Here is a 16,486-nt window from a genome sequence, read left to right on the forward strand (position 1 = left end):
TTGAGCCGTTTTTATGAGCACCATTCCGTTGACCAAACGTGGCGCCGAACAACTCCGCAGTGAGTTGCAGCGCCTGAAATCGGTCGAGCGTCCGGCCGTGATCAATGCGATCGCCGAAGCGCGTGCGCAGGGCGATCTGTCCGAAAACGCCGAATATGACGCCGCCAAGGAAAAGCAGGGTTTCATCGAGGGCCGGATTGCCGAGATCGAGTCGAAGCTGTCGGCCGCCCAGGTGATCGACCCGTCCGTGATCGACGCGGAAGGCCGCGTGGTGTTCGGCGCTACCGTCGAACTCGAGGATCTCGGGTCAAGCGCCACGGTGAAGTACCAGATCGTCGGCGACGACGAAGCCGATATCGACCACGGCCTGATCTCGGTCAGCTCGCCGATCGCGCGTGCGCTGATCGGCAAGTCCGAGGGCGACGTGGCCGCCGTGCAGGCCCCCAGCGGCGTGCGCGAGTACGAGATCATCTCGGTCAGCTACGTCTGAGCCCGGGAGCGATCCGATGCGCCATGCGCCCCGGTTGTTCCGTCTTCTCACCACGATCTGGGTCGGCAGCCTGCTGACCATCGGTTATGCGGTCGCGCCGATACTGTTCGTCGCGCTCGATCGCGCCAGCGCGGGCGGCGTGGCCGCGCGCCTGTTCCGGATCGAGGGACTGATCGGCATGGTCTGCGCCGTGCTGATGCTGCTGATCGCCAACGCGCGCGTGCGCGCGGGCGATGTCGCCTACCGGCGTTCGCGCCTGCTGGTCGTCGCGATGCTGCTGTGCGTGCTGGTCGGCTATTTCGCGATCGAACCCTTCATGGACGCGATGCGCCTGGCGGCCCAGGCGGCCGGCACCGATGTCGGCCATTCGGAATACGCGAGCCGCTTCGGGATGCTGCACGGCATATCGAGCCTGTTCTACCTGGTCGAAAGCGTGCTGGGACTGTGGCTGGTGTGGAGCCTGCCGGTGGCGGGCGAGGGCCGCGGCGGCGCTTGAGCCGTTCCTGACGCCGCCCTCGAGCGCAGCGGCATGTGGCCGGGCCGGCGGGAAGATGCCCGCGCCGGCCGGCATCGTCAGCCGATCACTTGTCGTTCTGGAACGGGCGCTTCGCGCTCTGCTGACGCTTCTTGGCACGCTTCACGGTACCGCCCGCGGTCACGCGCTCGTTGCCGCGCACCACCACCTTGGTGGCCCGCGGCTTGCGCACCGGGCTGGCGTCGGGCGAGTGCTTGACCACCTTCACGGTACGCGGGGCGCGGCCTTTGGTCGCGGGCTCGGCGGCGCCGAGCTTGGCGGCCTCGCGCGCGCTGGGCAGGCCACGACGGCCGCGAACCGGCGCCACCTCGGCTTGCTCCGGGCGCCAGATCACCAGCAGCTTGCCGATGTGCTGGATCGGCGCGGCATTCAGGCGGTCGCAGATGTCTTCGTAGATCGCGATGCGGGCATCGCGCTCGTCGCCGAATACGCGGATCTTGATCAGCTGGTGCGCGGCCAGGTGGACCTTGATCTCGGCCAGCACGGCGTCGGTCAGGCCTTCGGCGCCGATCAGCACGACCGGCTTCAGCGCATGGGCTTGTGAACGCAGCGCGGAGCGCTCGACGGGGGAAAGCGAAAGGGCAGGCATCGGAACTCTGGAATCGAATAGAACGGCGCGCCCGCGGGCGCGCGCGAAAACCACGTAAAATCGCGGCGGTTACGCCTTCGAGGCGTCCGCCGCGCGAAATAGACGCGTATTATCCGCCAAAAGCCGGTGCCGACGAAACCATTGCGCGTTCGAGGGGCCCGGCGGGCCGCCGCAAGCCTGGTTTCGCGGCGGCACTGTGGCATTTGGCAGACATTTTTCCCCTGCATGGCAAAGAACCGTTTCAATCAGTCGTGGCTGCACGACCATATCAACGACCCCTACGTGAAGCTGGCGCAACGGGAGGGTTACCGCGCGCGCGCGGCCTACAAGCTCAAGGAAATCGACGACCAGGACAAGCTGATCCGTCCCGGGCAGGTGATCGTCGACCTGGGCGCCGCCCCGGGCAGCTGGAGCCAGTACGCGCGCAACAAGCTGGCCCAGGGCAAGCAGCGCGACAGCCAGCGCGAGGGCGGGATCGACGGCATCATCATCGCGCTCGACATGCTGCCGATGGAGCCGATCGCCGACGTGCACTTCATCCAGGGCGACTTTCGCGAGGACGAGGTGCTGCGCCAGCTCGAGGACGTGCTGGAAGGCCGCGCGGTGGACCTTGTAATTTCCGACATGGCCCCCAACCTGTCCGGCGTGGCCCTGGCGGATGCGGCGCGGATCGAACATGTCTGCGATCTCGCGCTCGAATTCTCCCAGAACCATCTCAAACCGGATGGCGCCCTTTTAGTGAAGTGCTTTCACGGCAGCGGCTACAGCCAGATTGTCGAAAAGTTCAAGCATCAGTTCCGCACGGTCGCGCCGCGCAAGCCGAAGGCTTCGCGCGATAAATCGTCGGAGACATTTATTTTGGGTCGGCATCTGAAGCATCCGCGCTGACGGATGCGCAGCCGCCGCAGCCCGGCCGGGAGCCTTGCCGGTCATGGGGTTTGCCTATCGAAGCGTTTGGCGAACCTTATGGCGACGGGCTTCGGACTGGATTAGAATGCCACGGGAGTGCCGCAGGAAAACTGCGGGCGCTCTTCTATGAGTGAAGGAGTGGTGCTTTGAACAACAATATGTTCTCGAAAGCGGCAGTGTGGCTCGTGATCGCACTGGTGCTGTTTACAGTGTTCAAGCAGTTCGACAAGCCCCGCGTCCAGGAAGGTGTGTCGTATTCGCAGTTCATGGACGACGCCAAGGCCGGCAAGATCAAGAACGTGATCGTGCAGGGGCGCAACCTCACCGTCACTCCTGCCGAAGGCCAGAAATACCAGATCGTGTCGCCCGGCGACATCTGGATGGTCGGCGACCTGATGAAGTTCGGCGTCCAGGTGAGCGGCAAGGCCGACGACGAGCCCAACGCGCTCGTCTCCGCGCTGTACTACCTGGGGCCGACGCTGCTGATCATCGTGTTCTGGTTCTACATGATGAGACAGATGCAGGGCGGCGGCAAAGGCGGCGCCTTCTCGTTCGGCAAGTCGCGCGCGCGGCTGATCGACGAGAACAACAACGCCGTGAACTTCTCCGACGTCGCGGGCTGCGACGAAGCCAAGGAAGAAGTCTCCGAGCTGGTTGATTTCCTGCGTGATCCCCAGAAATTCCAGAAGCTGGGCGGGCGCATCCCGCGCGGCGTGCTGCTGGTCGGCCCCCCGGGTACCGGCAAGACGCTGCTGGCGCGCGCCATCGCCGGCGAGGCCAAGGTGCCGTTCTTCAGCATCTCGGGTTCGGACTTCGTCGAAATGTTCGTCGGCGTGGGCGCGGCCCGCGTGCGCGACATGTTCGAGCAGGCCAAGAAGCACGCGCCCTGCATCGTGTTCATCGATGAAATCGACGCGGTCGGTCGCCATCGCGGCGCCGGCATGGGCGGCGGCAACGACGAGCGCGAACAGACGCTGAACCAGATGCTGGTCGAGATGGACGGCTTCGAGGCCAACTCGGGCGTGATCGTGATCGCCGCCACCAACCGTTCCGACGTGCTCGACAAGGCGCTGCTGCGCCCGGGCCGTTTCGACCGCCAGGTCTATGTCGGCCTGCCCGACATCCGCGGCCGCGAGCAGATCATGCGCGTGCACCTGCGCAAGGTACCGATCTCCAACGACGTCGACGCGGCCGTGCTGGCGCGCGGCACGCCGGGCTTCTCGGGTGCCGACCTGGCCAACCTGGTCAACGAGGCGGCGCTGTTCGCCGCGCGTCGCGGCAAGCGCATCGTCGAGATGCAGGACTTCGAGGATGCCAAGGACAAGATCTTCATGGGTCCGGAGCGCAAGTCGGCCGTGATCCGCGAGGAGGCCAAGCGTGCCACGGCGTACCACGAAGCCGGCCACGCGGTGGTCGCCAAGCTGCTGCCGAAGGCCGATCCGGTCCACAAGGTCACCATCATCCCGCGCGGTCGCGCGCTGGGCGTGACCTGGCAGTTGCCGGAGCACGACAACGAGACCTACTCGAAGGACTACCTGCTCGACCGTCTCGCGATCCTGTTCGGCGGCCGCGTTGCCGAAGAGCTGTTCATGAACCTGATCAGCACCGGCGCCTCGGACGACTTCAACAAGGCGACCCAGACGGCCCGCGCGATGGTGACGCGCTTCGGCATGACCGATGCGCTCGGGCCGATGGTCTACGCCGACGACGACAACGACGGTGGCCCGTTCGGCAAGGGCTTCACGCGTGCCATCTCGGAAGCGACGCAGCAGAAGGTCGATGCGGAAATCCGCCGCGTGATCGACGACCAGTACAGCCTGGCGCGACGCCTGCTCGACGAGAACCGCGACAAGGTCGAGGCCATGACGGCCGCGCTGATGGAGTGGGAGACCATCGACGCCGACCAGATCAACGACATCATGGCGGGTCGCCCGCCGCGCTCGCCGAAGAGCAGCGGCAACGTGCCGCCGGCGAGCGATCCTTCGGGCGGCGCCGGCGCCGAAGTCAAGCCGGGCAACGCGACCGCGCCGGCATAATCCCGCCACGGGATTCCAATCGACGGGCTGGTGTGAATCACACCGGCCCGTTTTGTTTCTGCTTCCGGATCATTCGATTTGAGCGTTTCCCAACCAATCCTTCCACCGTCGCTGCAATGCGGCCGCTTCACGCTGAGTTTCGAGCGCCCGCTGGTGATGGGCATCCTGAACGTGACCCCCGATTCGTTTTCCGACGGCGGGCGCTACATCGCGCGCGACGCCGCGCTGCGCCAGGCCGAGCAGATGCTGGCCGAGGGCGCCGACCTGATCGATATCGGCGGGGAGTCGACCCGCCCCGGCGCACCGCCGGTGCCGCTCGACGAGGAACTGGCGCGCGTGGTGCCGGTGGTCGAGGCGCTGCAGGCGATGCGCGTGCCGCTCTCGATCGACACCTACAAGCCCGAGGTGATGCGCGCCACGCTCGCGGCCGGCGCGGACCTGATCAACGACATCTGGGGCTTTCGCCAGCCCGGCGCGCTCGAAGCGGTGAAGGCGAGCGGCTGCGGGCTGTGCGTGATGCACATGCTGGGCGAGCCGCGAACCATGCAGCTCGGCGAGCCCGACTATCTCGACGTGGTGGCCGAGGTGCGGGCGTTCCTGGCCGGGCGCGCCGCGGACTTCCTCGCGGCCGGCATCGCCGCCGAGCGGATCAGCGTCGATCCGGGCTTCGGTTTCGGCAAGGCCACCATCGAACATAATTACGCCTTGCTGGCGCGCCTGCCCGACACGGCGCCGCCGCGCCCCGACGGACGCCCGTATCCGATCCTGGCCGGCATGTCGCGCAAGTCCATGCTCGGCGCGCTGATCGGCAAGCCGCCCGCCGAGCGCGTGGCGGCCAGCGTGGCCGCCGCGGTCTGCGCGGCCGAGCGCGGCGCGGCCATCATCCGCGTGCACGATGTGGCGGCCACCGTCGACGCATTGAAGATCTGGGGCGCCGTGCGCGACGCGGCACGCCTCGCCTGAGAGAGAACATACGAGGAGGAATGCATTCATGGGACGTCGTTATTTCGGTACGGACGGGATCCGCGGCCTGGTCGGCGAGTCGCCGATCACGCCCGACTTCGTGCTGCGGCTCGGTTACGCGGCCGGCAAGGTGCTCGCGCATTCGAAGGCGCGCGCGGCGAGCGGCCGCCCGACCGTGCTGATCGGCAAGGACACGCGCGTCTCGGGCTACATGCTCGAGGCCGCGCTCGAGGCGGGCTTCTCGGCCGCCGGCGTGGACGTGATGCTGGCCGGGCCGATGCCCACGCCGGGCGTCGCCTACCTGACGCGCGCGCTGCGCCTGGCCGCGGGCGTGGTGATCAGCGCCTCGCACAATCCCTATCACGACAACGGCATCAAGTTCTTCTCGGCCGACGGCAACAAGCTGCCGGACGAGACCGAGGCCGAGATCGAGGCCTGGCTCGACAAGCCGCTCGCCTGCGAAGCCTCCGACGGGCTCGGCAAGGCGCGCCGGCTCGACGACGCCAACGGCCGCTACATCGAGTTCTGCAAGAGTACCTTCCCGGCCTCGTTCGACCTGCGCGGCATGAAGCTGGTGGTCGATTGCGCCAACGGCGCCGCCTACCAGATCGCGCCGCACGTGTTCCACGAGCTGGGCGCCGACATCGTGCCGATCGGCGTCAAGCCGAACGGTTTCAACATCAACGACAAGGTCGGCGCGACCGCGCCGGAGGCGCTGATCGCGGCCGTCAAGGAAAACGGCGCCGATCTCGGCATCGCGCTGGACGGCGACGCCGACCGCCTGCTGGTGGTCGACGCGGCCGGCCGTCTCTACAACGGCGACGAGCTGCTCTACGTGCTGGCGAAGGATCGCATCGAGACCGACGGCAAGGTGCCGGGCGCGGTCGGCACGCTGATGACGAACCTCGCGGTCGAGGTCGCGCTGGGCAAGCTCGGCGTGCCCTTCGTGCGCGCCGCGGTGGGCGACCGTTACGTGCTCGAGCAGTTGCGCGAGCGCGGCTGGCAGCTCGGCGCCGAGGGCTCGGGCCATATCCTCTCGCTCGACCGCCATTCGACCGGCGACGGCATCGTCTCCGCGCTGCTGGTGCTGGCGGCGCTCAAGCGCAGCGGCAAGACGCTGGCCGAGCTGCTCGAGGGCGTGGCGCTGTTCCCGCAGACGCTGATCAATGTGCGCATGAAGGCCGGCGCCGACTGGAAGGGCGAGGCCTCGATCCAGGCGGCGATCGCCGCGGCCGAGCGCGAGCTCGGCGAGAGCGGGCGCGTGCTGATCCGCGCCTCGGGCACCGAACCGGTGCTGCGCGTGATGGTCGAGGCGCGCGAGGCGGCCGATGCCCAGCGCCATGCCGAGGCGATCGCCGGCGCGGTGCGGCTCGCGACGGCCTGAATCCGCGCCAGCGGAAACCACGACGGCGGCCAGGTTGGCCGCCGTTTTTTATTGGCGAGCCCGCGCAGGAGGGCGCCATGTTGTCGCAGGCGCACATGCGCCGAGATCATCGACCCGGGCGCGCGCCGGCGCCATTCCCGACTGATCCACTCAAGTACCTACCCCGGATTCCGCAGACGAAATCGTTTGCGCGTCCGAAATCCTTCCGTTTTATGACATTTCATCTAAGCTGCTTGAGCGCCGTCGCCGGTCCGCGGACCGGGTGAACAATCGGCGCTGACGTGCACGTTTACGATGCGCGAGCAGAGGGGGCGGACCGCGCGGCGATGTCCTCGCGTCGCCCGGCAACCCGGCGCAAGCCTTGCCGGCCGGGCCCGCGGCGCCGGCGGCAGGCGATCGGCGAAGCCCGGGCGCCAGCTTTCGGTCTGTCATGTTGCTGTCACACCAGGTTCATTAATTGTCACATTACTGTCATGGACACCCCCTAATCTTCGCGGTGCCGTAGTCATCCGCTCACACACTGGAGGTCTCATGAAATTGATGCAAACCGCGTTTGCTGGTCTGGCCGGCGCGCTTTTCGCTGTCGCCGCTCACGCAGCCGACGTCACCGGCGCGGGCAGCACCTTCGCAGCCCCGATCTACTCGAAGTGGGCTGCCGAATACCAGCAAACCGGCGGCGCCAAGATCAACTACCAAGGCATCGGCTCGTCCGGCGGCCTGAAGCAGATCGACGCCAAGACGGTTGACTTCGCGGGCTCGGACGCGCCGCTGAAGGACGACGAACTCGCCCAGAAGGGCCTGTTCCAGTTCCCGACGGTGGTCGGCGGCATCGTTCCGGTGGTGAACGTCCCGGGCATCAAGGCCGGCGAAATCACGCTGTCGGGCGAAGTGCTCGGCGACATCTACCTGGGCAAGGTCAAGAAGTGGAACGACCCGGCGATCGCCTCGCTGAACCCGAAGGCCAAGCTGCCGGACCTGGACATCGCCGTGGTTCGCCGCGCTGACGGTTCGGGCACCTCGTTCATCTGGACGAACTACCTCTCGAAGGTCAACGACGAGTGGAAGACCAAGGTCGGCGAAGGCACCACGGTCAACTGGCCGACGGGCACGGGCGGCAAGGGCAACGACGGCGTCGCCGCCTTCGTGCAGCGCCTGCCGGGCGCGATCGGCTATGTCGAATCGGCCTACGCGAAGAAGAACTCGATGATCTACGTCGACCTGAAGAACGCCTCGGGCGCCGTGGTCACGCCGGACGCGAAGACCTTCGCGGCAGCCGCTGCCGGCGCGAACTGGTCGAAGTCGTTCTACCAGATCCTGACGAACGAGCAGGGCAAGGACGCATGGCCGATCGTCGGCGCGACCTTCGTGCTGCTGCACACCAAGCAGGACAAGCCGGAGCAGGGCGCCGAAACGCTCAAGTTCTTCGACTGGGCCTTCAAGAACGGTGGCAAGGCCGCGACGGACCTGGACTACATCTCGCTGCCGGCGTCGGTCACGGCCGAGATCCGCAAGCAGTGGAAGACCAAGGTGACGGACGCGTCGGGCAAGCCGGTCGCGGAATAAGCCTCGGGCTGTAGCAAGTAGCACGCAAGCAAGTCGTGGTCGCGTCGTCCGGCATGTGCCGGGCGACGCGTGCGGTACCGGCGGGCGGCCCGTGGCCCCCGCCATCGAACCTTCAGGCGCCCATGTCCGACATTCCTCTCACGTCACGCCCCGCCGGCCAGATGCGCGCGCCCGGCCGGCTCGGCGACGTCATCTTCGGCGGCCTCACGCGCATCGCCGCGGTGGTGACCCTGCTGGTGCTCGGCGGCATCATCGTCTCGCTGATCATCGCCTCGCTGCCGACCATCGAGAAGTTTGGCCTCGGTTTCCTCTGGCGGTCCGAATGGGACCCCAACGCCGATGTCTACGGCGCGCTGGTGCCCATCTACGGCACCATCGCCACCTCGCTGATCGCGCTGATCATCGCCGTGCCGGTCAGCTTCGGCATCGCCCTGTTCCTGACCGAGCTGTCGCCCGTGTGGCTGCGACGACCGCTCGGCATCGCCATCGAGCTGCTCGCCGCGATCCCCTCGATCGTCTACGGCATGTGGGGCCTGCTGGTGTTCGCGCCGATCTTCGCGGCCTGGTTCCAGAAGCCGCTCGGCCAGATCCTCGGCCCCGTGCCCTTCATCGGCGCGCTGTTCCAGGGCCCGCCGATCGGCATCGGCCTGCTCTGCGCGGGCGTGATCCTGGCGATCATGATCATCCCGTACATCGCCTCGGTGATGCGCGACGTGTTCGAGGTCACCCCGGTGCTGCTGAAGGAATCGGCCTACGGCATCGGCTGCACGACCTGGGAAGTGATGTGGAAGATCGTGCTGCCCTACACCAAGAGCGGCGTGATCGGTGGCGTGATGCTCGGCCTGGGCCGCGCGCTCGGCGAGACCATGGCCGTCACCTTCGTGATCGGCAACACCAACCTGCTCGACAATATCTCGCTGTTCTCGCCGGGCAACAGCATCACCTCGGCGCTCGCCAATGAATTCGCGGAAGCCGCGCCGGGCCTGCATACCTCGGCGCTGATGGAACTCGGCCTGATCCTGTTCGTGATCACCTTCATCGTGCTGACGATCTCGAAACTGATGCTGCTGCGCCTCCAGAAGGGAGAAGGCAAGAAATGAGCGAACGCGTCCTGAACATGCCGGGCGGCCAGTCCGGCGCCGCGCTCGAAGCGATGCGCTCGCGCCTGCAGGCGCGCCGCAAGCGCACCAACGCGCTCGCGCTGACCCTCTCGCTGGCGGCGATGGCCTTCGGCCTGATCTGGCTCGTCTGGATCCTCTACACCACGCTGCACCTGGGCATCGGCGGCCTGTCGGTCGAGCTGTTCACGCAGTCGACGCCGGCGCCGGACAGCGAAGGCGGTGGCCTGGCCAACGCGATCGTCGGCAGCCTGATGCTGGTCGCGCTCGGCACCCTGGTCGGCACCCCGATCGGCGTGCTGGCCGGCGTCTACCTGGCCGAATACGGCCAGAAGAACTGGCTCGCGAGCCTGATGCGCTTCATCAACGACATCCTGCTGTCGGCCCCCTCGATCGTGGTCGGCCTGTTCGTCTACGCGGTGGTGGTGGCGCCCTCGGGCCGCTTCTCCGGCTGGGCCGGGGTGATCTCGCTGGCGCTGCTGCAGGTGCCGATCGTGATCCGCACCACCGAGAACATGCTGAACCTGGTGCCCAACGCGCTGCGCGAGGCCTCGTTCGCGCTCGGCACGCCGAAGTGGCGCATGATCATGAAGATCACGCTGCGCGCCTCGATCGGCGGCATCGTCACGGGCGTGCTGCTGGCGGTGGCGCGGATCGCAGGCGAAACGGCGCCGCTGCTGTTTACGGCACTGTCGAACCAGTTCTTCTCGCTCGACATGTCCAAGCCGATCGCCAACCTGCCCGTCACGATCTACAAGTTCGCGATGAGCCCGTTCGCGCAGTGGCAATCGCTCGCCTGGGCGGGCGTCTTCCTGATCACGCTGGGAGTGCTGGGACTGAACATCCTGGCGCGCTCGATCTTCTCGAAAAAGTAACGGCGGAGCAATCCGATGAACATGGCAGAAAGCCACCTGAATCCGATCGAACACGGCAGCGCGCCCGCCGGCGGCAACGCGGCAAACGGCCAGCGCCCGGTCGCCCCGCTCGACGCGAAGATCGAAGTCAACAACCTGAACTTCTTCTACAACAAGTTCCACGCGCTGAAGAACGTCAACATGCGCATTCCCGAAGGCAAGGTGACTGCCTTCATCGGCCCGTCGGGCTGCGGGAAGTCGACGCTGCTGCGCACCTTCAACAAGATGTACGCGCTCTATCCCGAGCAGCGCGCCGAAGGCGCGATCATGATGGACGGCGAGAACCTGCTGGAATCGAAGCAGGACATCTCGCTGCTGCGCGCGCGCATCGGCATGGTGTTCCAGAAGCCGACCCCGTTCCCGATGTCGATCTATGACAACATCGCGTTCGGCGTGAAGATGTTCGAGAAGCTCACGCGCTCGGAAATGGACGACCGCGTCGAGTGGGCCCTGACCAAGGCCGCGCTCTGGAACGAGGTGAAGGACAAGCTCAGCCAGAGCGGCTACGGCCTGTCGGGCGGCCAGCAGCAGCGTCTGTGCATCGCGCGCGGCATCGCGATTCGCCCGGAAGTGCTGCTGCTCGACGAGCCGTGCTCGGCGCTCGACCCGATCTCCACCGGCCGCATCGAGGAGCTGATCGCCGAGCTCAAGAGCGACTACACGGTGGTGATCGTCACGCACAACATGCAGCAGGCGGCGCGTTGCTCGGACTACACGGCCTACATGTACCTGGGCGAGCTGATCGAGTTCGGCGACACCGAGAAGATCTTCATCAAGCCGGCCCGCAAGGAAACGGAAGACTACATCACCGGCCGTTTCGGTTGACGAGGGAGCGACAATAATGACCGACAAGCATCTGTCCAGCCAGTTCGACGCCGATCTGAACGCGGTGTCGTCCAAGGTCCTGGAAATGGGCGGCCTCGTCGAGGCCCAGATCACCGAGGCGATCCACGCGCTCAACGAGTTCGACCGCGAAGCGGCCGAGCGCGTGATCGCCAACGAGGATCGCCTGAACCTGATGGAAGTCGAGATCGACGAGGAGTGCGGCAACATCATCGCGCGCCGCCAGCCGGCCGCGCGCGACCTGCGCCTGCTGATGTCGATCTCCAAGACCATCACCAACCTCGAGCGCGCCGGCGACGAGGCCGAGAAGATCGCCAAGCGCGTGCGGCGCCTGGCCGACGAGCCGATCGCCCGCGGCGTGAACATCGCCGAGATCAAGGTCTCGGGCGAGATGGCCGTGACCATCCTGCGCCGCGCGCTCGACGCGTTCGCGCGCCTGGACACGGTGGCCGCCGCGCAGATCGTCAAGGACGACAAGGAAATCGACCTGGAATTCCGCGCCTTCGTGCGCAAGCTGGTCTCCTACATGCAGGAAGACCCGCGCACCATCTCGGTCGGCCTCGACTTCCTGTTCATCGCCAAGGCGATCGAGCGGGTCGGCGACCATGCCAAGAACATCGCGGAATTCATCATCTACATCGTGAAGGGCACCGACGTGCGGCACCAGCCGCGCGACCTGCTCGATCGCGAAGCCAATAGTTAACCCACGTCAGAGGACGCACCGAGGTGCCGATGCCCAGCAACATTCTCGTCATCGAAGATGAGCCCGCGATCTCCGAATTGATTTCGGTGAACCTTCAGCACGCGGGACATTGTGCGATTCGCGCGTACAACGCGGAGCAGGCCCAGAACCTGATCAGCGACGTGCTGCCTGATCTGGTCCTGCTCGACTGGATGCTGCCGGGCAAATCGGGGATCGCCTTCGCGCGCGAACTGCGCAACAACGAGCGTACCAAGCACATCCCGATCATCATGCTGACCGCGCGCGGCGACGAGCAGGACAAGGTGCTCGGCCTGGAGATCGGCGCCGACGACTACGTCACCAAGCCGTTCTCGCCCAAGGAGCTGATGGCGCGCATCAAGGCGGTGCTGCGCCGCCGCGCGCCGCAGCTGACCGAGGACGTGGTCTCGATCAACGGCCTGCGCCTGGACCCGGCCACGCACCGGGTGGCGGCCGCCGCCGAGGGCAACGAGATCAAGCTCGACCTCGGGCCGACCGAGTTCCGCCTGCTGCACTTCTTCATGACGCATCCGGAACGCGTGCACAGCCGCACCCAGCTGCTCGACCAGGTGTGGGGCGACCACGTGTTCGTCGAGGAACGTACCGTCGACGTCCATATCAAGCGCCTGCGCGCGGCCCTCAAGCCGGCCGGCTGCGATGCTATGATCGAAACCGTGCGCGGCAGCGGCTACCGCCTCGCCAAGCACGCATGACGCGACGCGGCGCATGAAGCTGGCGCCGCGTTTCGCCTCCATCCCGTTTCCTGTCGAGCGCCAACCATGAACATCATCTGGGCGCGCTTTCTGGTGTCGCTCGTCCTGCTCGCGCTGGTCGCGACGCTTGCCGGCGTGACGATCGGCGTGCGCGCCGGCCTGGCCGTGGCCGTCGCGCTGCTGGTCGCGCAGGCATTCTTCAGCACCTTCCACACCCAGCAGCTCTGGCGCCTGCTCGATGCGCCCGTGTACGGCGAAGTGCCGAGCGCGCCGGGCATCTGGGGCGAGATCTACTACCGCCTGCACAAGCTCGCCAAGCAATGGCACGCCCAGGTGCGCCAGGTCGAGCAGCAGCATTCGCGCTTCATCCAGGCGATCCAGGCCTCGCCCAACGGCGTGGCGATGCTCGACGACCACGACCAGATCGAATGGTGCAATGCGATCGCCGAGCTGCATTTCGGGCTCGACGCCAAGCGCGACCTGCGCCAGCACATCACCCACCTGGTCCGCCATCCCGACTTCGTGCGCTATCTGAATGCCCAGCACTACGACGAGATGCTGGTGATGCGCGGCATGGGCGAGGGGCGCCAGCACGTGATCGCGGTGCAGGTGTTCCCCTACGGCGACAATCGCAAGCTGCTGCTCACCCAGGACATCACCGAGGTCGAGCGCACCGACGCGATGCGCCGGGACTTCGTCGCCAACGTCTCGCACGAGCTGAAGACGCCGCTCACGGTGCTCTCGGGCTTCCTCGAGACGCTGCGCGAGCTGCCGCTGTCGGACGAGGAGCGCGCGCGCTACCTCGACATGATGGAGCAGCAGGCCGGGCGCATGCGCAAGATCGTCACCGACCTGCTGGTGCTGGCCAAGCTCGAGGGCGAGGGCAAGCCGCCGACCGACAAGCCGGTCGACATGGACGACGTGCTCGGCCACCTGGAGGACGTCGCGCAGACGCTGTCGGCCGGCCATCACGAGATCTCCTTCGAGATCGACGACACGCTCAGCGTGACGGGCGCCGAGACCGAGATATTCAGCGCGCTCGGCAACCTGGTGACCAATGCGGTGCGCTACACGCCCGAGGGCGGCAAGATCCGCGTCTGCTGGCGCCGCGACGGCTCGCAGGCGGTGTTCTCGGTGAAGGACAGCGGCTTCGGGATCCCCGCCGAGGACCTGCCGCGGCTCACCGAGCGTTTCTATCGCGTCGACCGCAGCCGCTCGCGCGATACCGGCGGCACCGGCCTGGGCCTGGCGATCGTCAAGCACGTGCTGCAGCGCCACGACGGCCAGTTGCTGATCCAGAGCGAGGAAGGGCGCGGCAGTACCTTCACGGCGCGCTTCCCGGCGCAGCGCACGGTGGTGCGCCGGCCGCGCGCGGCCTGAGGCGGGCGGGGCGGCAGCGGCCGTCCATCCGGTTCACGTGCCCCGTTCGCGGCGCGGCAAGCAAAACGCCACTCGCTAGCGAGTGGCGTTTTGCATTGCGCGGCGGTTGAGGCGGCCCGGGGCCGGCGCCGCCTCAGCCGCCGAACTTCTCCAGCAGGCCGAGCTGCGCGCTGCGCCGGGTCTTGCCCGAACGGCGGCGCTTGTAGTGGCCGTCGCTCTGCATCACCCAGGCCGATTGATTGTCGCCGAGGAACACCGACAGGCCCTCGGCGATCACGCGGCGCTTGAGCTTGCGATCGTGGATCGGGAAGGCCACCTCGACGCGGCGGAACAGGTTGCGATCCATCCAGTCCGCGCTCGACAGGTAGACCAGCTCGGCGCCGCCGGCATGGAAGTAGTAGATCCGGTGATGCTCCAGGAAGCGCCCGATGATCGAGCGCACCGTGATGTTCTCCGAGAGGCCCGGCACGCCCGGCTGCAGCGCGCACACGCCGCGCACGATCAGGTCGACCTTCACGCCGGCCTGCGAGGCCTCGTAGAGTTCGGCGATCACCGAGGGTTCGAGCAGCGCGTTCATCTTGGCGACGATGCGCGCGCGCTTGCCGGCGCGCGCATTGGCGATCTCGTTGCGGATCCCCTCGATCAGCTTCGGATGCAGCGTGAACGGCGACTGCCACAGCTCGTGCAGCTTGAGCTCGCCGCCGATGCCGGTGAGCTGCTGGAACACGTGATGGACGTCCTCGCAGATCCTCGGCTCGGTCGTCATCAGCCCGAAGTCGGTATAGAGGCGCGCCGTGCGCGGATGGTAGTTGCCGGTGCCCAGGTGCACGTAGCGGCGCAGCACGGTCTTGCCGCCGCGCTTCTCGCGGCGCACGATCAGCACCATCTTGGCGTGGCACTTGTGGCCCACCACGCCGTACACCACGTGCGCGCCCACCGCCTCCAGGCGCGAGGCCCAGTTGATGTTGGTTTCCTCGTCGAAGCGCGCCAGCAGCTCGACCACCACCGTCACTTCCTTGCCGTTGCGCGCGGCTTCCATCAGCGCGTCCATCAGCGGCGAATCGGTGCCGGTGCGGTAGATGGTCTGCTTGATCGCGACCACGTTGGGATCCTTGGCCGCCTCGCGCAGCAGCTCCAGCACCGGCTGGAAGCTCTCGTAGGGATGATGCAGCAGGATGTCGCCGCGATCGATCGCGTCGAACATCGAGGTGTCGTTGGCGATGGCCGCCGGCGTGGACGGCGCGTGCGGCACGAACTTCAGCTCGGGCAGGTCGACCAGGTCGGGCAACTGCATCAGCCGTACCAGGTTGACCGGGCCGTTGGCGCGATAGCAATCGCGCTCGTTGAGCTCGCTCTCGTCGAGCAGGCGGCGCACGATATGGGCCGGCGTGTCGGCCGACACTTCGAGCCGCACCGCGTTGCCGAGGTGGCGCGCCGGCAGTTCGCCCTGCAGCGCCACGCGCAGGTTGGTGATCTCGTCCTCGTCGACGAACAGCTCGCTGTTGCGCGTGATGCGGAACTGGTTGCAGCTCCTGACCACCAGCTTCGGGAACAGCTCGCCCACGAAGCGCTGCATCAGCGAGCTGAGCAGCACGAAGCCGTGACGGAAGCCCGACAGCTCCTGCGGCATGCGCACCAGGCGCGGCAGCGCGCGCGGCGCCTGCACGATGCCGAGCAGAGCCTGGCGGCCGAAGGCGTCGCGGCCTTCCAGCTCGACCACGAAGTTCAGGCTCTTGTTGAGCACGCGCGGGAACGGATGGGCCGGATCGAGCCCGATCGGCGTGAGCACCGGCAGCAGTTCGTCGAGGAAGTAGGCGCGCGCCCATTCGAGCTGCGCCTCGCTCCAGGTATCGGTGCCGTGGAAATAGATGCCTTCGGTCTCGAGCGCCGGGAAGATGGTCTCGTGCAGCATCGCGTACTGCTTGTGCACTAGGCGTTGCGCGCGGTCCACCACCAGGTCGTAGACATGCTGCAGCGACATGCCGTCGGGCGACAGCGCGCCCGGGTTGTCGCGCATCTGCTCCTGCAGCCCGGCCATCCGGACTTCGAAGAATTCGTCGAGGTTGCTGCTGGTGATGCAGATGAAGCGCAGCCGCTCGAGCAGCGGCACCTGCGGATCGGCGGCCTGCGCCAGCACGCGCTCGTTGAAACCGAGGATGCCTAGTTCACGGTTGAGCAGCGGGTAGCGGATGGACATCGGCAGCGAGGATGGCAGATCGGGTGCGGCGGGCAGAAACGGAAGTTCGGAAATTCTCACGGTGCGATGACATCTTGATGACGTATTTGATCTTGTTCTGGAATGATACGGCCTGACATTCCATGATTTGA

At 66.7% G+C, this 16,486-nt stretch carries 15 protein-coding genes; 13 read left to right on the forward strand and 2 right to left on the reverse strand.

Annotated elements, in window-relative coordinates; genetic code table 11:
* Window positions 1-13 precede the first annotated feature (13 nt).
* Both greA and F3J18_RS06265 read left to right on the forward strand, forming a co-directional pair.
* On the forward strand, window positions 14-490 hold the full coding sequence (gene greA / locus F3J18_RS06260; RefSeq protein ID WP_013697361.1) for a transcription elongation factor GreA: 477 nt from the start codon (window positions 14-16) through the stop codon (window positions 488-490).
* Window positions 491-506: 16 nt separating this feature from the next.
* Window positions 507-986, forward strand: a complete 480-nt coding sequence (locus tag F3J18_RS06265; protein WP_166911993.1) for a DUF4149 domain-containing protein — start codon at window positions 507-509, stop codon at window positions 984-986.
* A gap of 85 nt (window positions 987-1,071) precedes the next feature.
* On the opposite strand, the gene F3J18_RS06270 is transcribed toward F3J18_RS06265, so the two are convergent.
* A complete protein-coding gene (locus tag F3J18_RS06270) occupies window positions 1,072-1,614 on the reverse strand; it encodes a YhbY family RNA-binding protein (RefSeq protein WP_013697363.1) in 543 nt (180 codons plus the stop codon).
* Between the two features lie 225 nt (window positions 1,615-1,839).
* Between F3J18_RS06270 and F3J18_RS06275 the strand changes: the two genes are divergently transcribed.
* From F3J18_RS06275 to phoR, 11 genes are all read left to right on the forward strand, one after another.
* A complete protein-coding gene (locus F3J18_RS06275) occupies window positions 1,840-2,502 on the forward strand; it encodes an RlmE family RNA methyltransferase (protein ID WP_013697364.1) in 663 nt (220 codons plus the stop codon).
* 167 nt (window positions 2,503-2,669) lie between these two features.
* The gene (gene ftsH / locus F3J18_RS06280) at window positions 2,670-4,559 is read left to right on the forward strand and encodes an ATP-dependent zinc metalloprotease FtsH (RefSeq protein ID WP_013697365.1); all 1,890 of its coding nucleotides are present in this window, start codon (window positions 2,670-2,672) and stop codon (window positions 4,557-4,559) included.
* Between the two features lie 156 nt (window positions 4,560-4,715).
* Window positions 4,716-5,522: a dihydropteroate synthase gene (gene folP / locus F3J18_RS06285; protein ID WP_240156366.1), complete on the forward strand. Its 807-nt coding sequence runs from the start codon at window positions 4,716-4,718 to the stop codon at window positions 5,520-5,522.
* Between the two features lie 28 nt (window positions 5,523-5,550).
* Window positions 5,551-6,906 carry a phosphoglucosamine mutase gene (glmM, locus tag F3J18_RS06290; RefSeq protein WP_166911997.1) on the forward strand — a complete coding sequence of 452 codons (1,356 nt, stop codon included), beginning with the start codon at window positions 5,551-5,553 and terminating at the stop codon, window positions 6,904-6,906.
* Window positions 6,907-7,437: 531 nt separating this feature from the next.
* Entirely contained in the window at window positions 7,438-8,469 is a 1,032-nt protein-coding gene (pstS, locus tag F3J18_RS06295) for a phosphate ABC transporter substrate-binding protein PstS (protein WP_025099653.1), read from the forward strand.
* A 122-nt stretch (window positions 8,470-8,591) separates the two neighbouring features.
* Entirely contained in the window at window positions 8,592-9,569 is a 978-nt protein-coding gene (pstC, locus tag F3J18_RS06300; protein WP_013697369.1) for a phosphate ABC transporter permease PstC, read from the forward strand.
* Entirely contained in the window at window positions 9,566-10,462 is an 897-nt protein-coding gene (gene pstA / locus F3J18_RS06305) for a phosphate ABC transporter permease PstA (protein WP_025099652.1), read from the forward strand. The genes pstC and pstA overlap by 4 nt, the downstream gene beginning before the upstream one ends.
* A gap of 15 nt (window positions 10,463-10,477) precedes the next feature.
* Complete coding sequence (gene pstB, locus F3J18_RS06310) at window positions 10,478-11,326, forward strand: phosphate ABC transporter ATP-binding protein PstB (RefSeq protein WP_166911999.1); 849 nt, start codon at window positions 10,478-10,480, stop codon at window positions 11,324-11,326.
* A gap of 16 nt (window positions 11,327-11,342) precedes the next feature.
* Complete coding sequence (gene phoU, locus F3J18_RS06315) at window positions 11,343-12,047, forward strand: phosphate signaling complex protein PhoU (protein WP_013697372.1); 705 nt, start codon at window positions 11,343-11,345, stop codon at window positions 12,045-12,047.
* Between the two features lie 29 nt (window positions 12,048-12,076).
* Window positions 12,077-12,778 carry a phosphate regulon transcriptional regulator PhoB gene (phoB, locus tag F3J18_RS06320; RefSeq protein WP_025099650.1) on the forward strand — a complete coding sequence of 234 codons (702 nt, stop codon included), beginning with the start codon at window positions 12,077-12,079 and terminating at the stop codon, window positions 12,776-12,778.
* A 66-nt stretch (window positions 12,779-12,844) separates the two neighbouring features.
* Entirely contained in the window at window positions 12,845-14,158 is a 1,314-nt protein-coding gene (gene phoR / locus F3J18_RS06325) for a phosphate regulon sensor histidine kinase PhoR (RefSeq protein WP_025099649.1), read from the forward strand.
* A gap of 133 nt (window positions 14,159-14,291) precedes the next feature.
* On the opposite strand, the gene ppk1 is transcribed toward phoR, so the two are convergent.
* Window positions 14,292-16,355: a polyphosphate kinase 1 gene (gene ppk1 / locus F3J18_RS06330; protein ID WP_166912001.1), complete on the reverse strand. Its 2,064-nt coding sequence runs from the start codon at window positions 16,353-16,355 to the stop codon at window positions 14,292-14,294.
* Window positions 16,356-16,486: the final 131 nt, after the last annotated feature.

The sequence above is a fragment of the Burkholderia sp. Ax-1720 genome (genome assembly GCF_011753035.1).
GTDB classification, from domain to species: domain Bacteria; phylum Pseudomonadota; class Gammaproteobacteria; order Burkholderiales; family Burkholderiaceae; genus Burkholderia; species Burkholderia gladioli.

Excerpts from the sequence above, each read along its gene's own strand:
- greA (WP_013697361.1), top strand. The coding sequence starts at position 14 with ATGAGCACCATTCCGTTGACCAAACGTGGCGCCGAACAACTCCGCAGT.
- F3J18_RS06265 (WP_166911993.1), top strand. The coding sequence starts at position 507 with ATGCGCCATGCGCCCCGGTTGTTCCGTCTTCTCACCACGATCTGGGTC.
- F3J18_RS06270 (WP_013697363.1), bottom strand. The coding sequence starts at position 1,614 with ATGCCTGCCCTTTCGCTTTCCCCCGTCGAGCGCTCCGCGCTGCGTTCA.
- F3J18_RS06275 (WP_013697364.1), top strand. The coding sequence starts at position 1,840 with ATGGCAAAGAACCGTTTCAATCAGTCGTGGCTGCACGACCATATCAAC.
- folP (WP_240156366.1), top strand. The coding sequence starts at position 4,716 with ATGGGCATCCTGAACGTGACCCCCGATTCGTTTTCCGACGGCGGGCGC.
- glmM (WP_166911997.1), top strand. The coding sequence starts at position 5,551 with ATGGGACGTCGTTATTTCGGTACGGACGGGATCCGCGGCCTGGTCGGC.
- pstS (WP_025099653.1), top strand. The coding sequence starts at position 7,438 with ATGAAATTGATGCAAACCGCGTTTGCTGGTCTGGCCGGCGCGCTTTTC.
- pstC (WP_013697369.1), top strand. The coding sequence starts at position 8,592 with ATGTCCGACATTCCTCTCACGTCACGCCCCGCCGGCCAGATGCGCGCG.
- pstA (WP_025099652.1), top strand. The coding sequence starts at position 9,566 with ATGAGCGAACGCGTCCTGAACATGCCGGGCGGCCAGTCCGGCGCCGCG.
- pstB (WP_166911999.1), top strand. The coding sequence starts at position 10,478 with ATGAACATGGCAGAAAGCCACCTGAATCCGATCGAACACGGCAGCGCG.
- phoU (WP_013697372.1), top strand. The coding sequence starts at position 11,343 with ATGACCGACAAGCATCTGTCCAGCCAGTTCGACGCCGATCTGAACGCG.
- phoB (WP_025099650.1), top strand. The coding sequence starts at position 12,077 with ATGCCCAGCAACATTCTCGTCATCGAAGATGAGCCCGCGATCTCCGAA.
- phoR (WP_025099649.1), top strand. The coding sequence starts at position 12,845 with ATGAACATCATCTGGGCGCGCTTTCTGGTGTCGCTCGTCCTGCTCGCG.
- ppk1 (WP_166912001.1), bottom strand. The coding sequence starts at position 16,355 with ATGTCCATCCGCTACCCGCTGCTCAACCGTGAACTAGGCATCCTCGGT.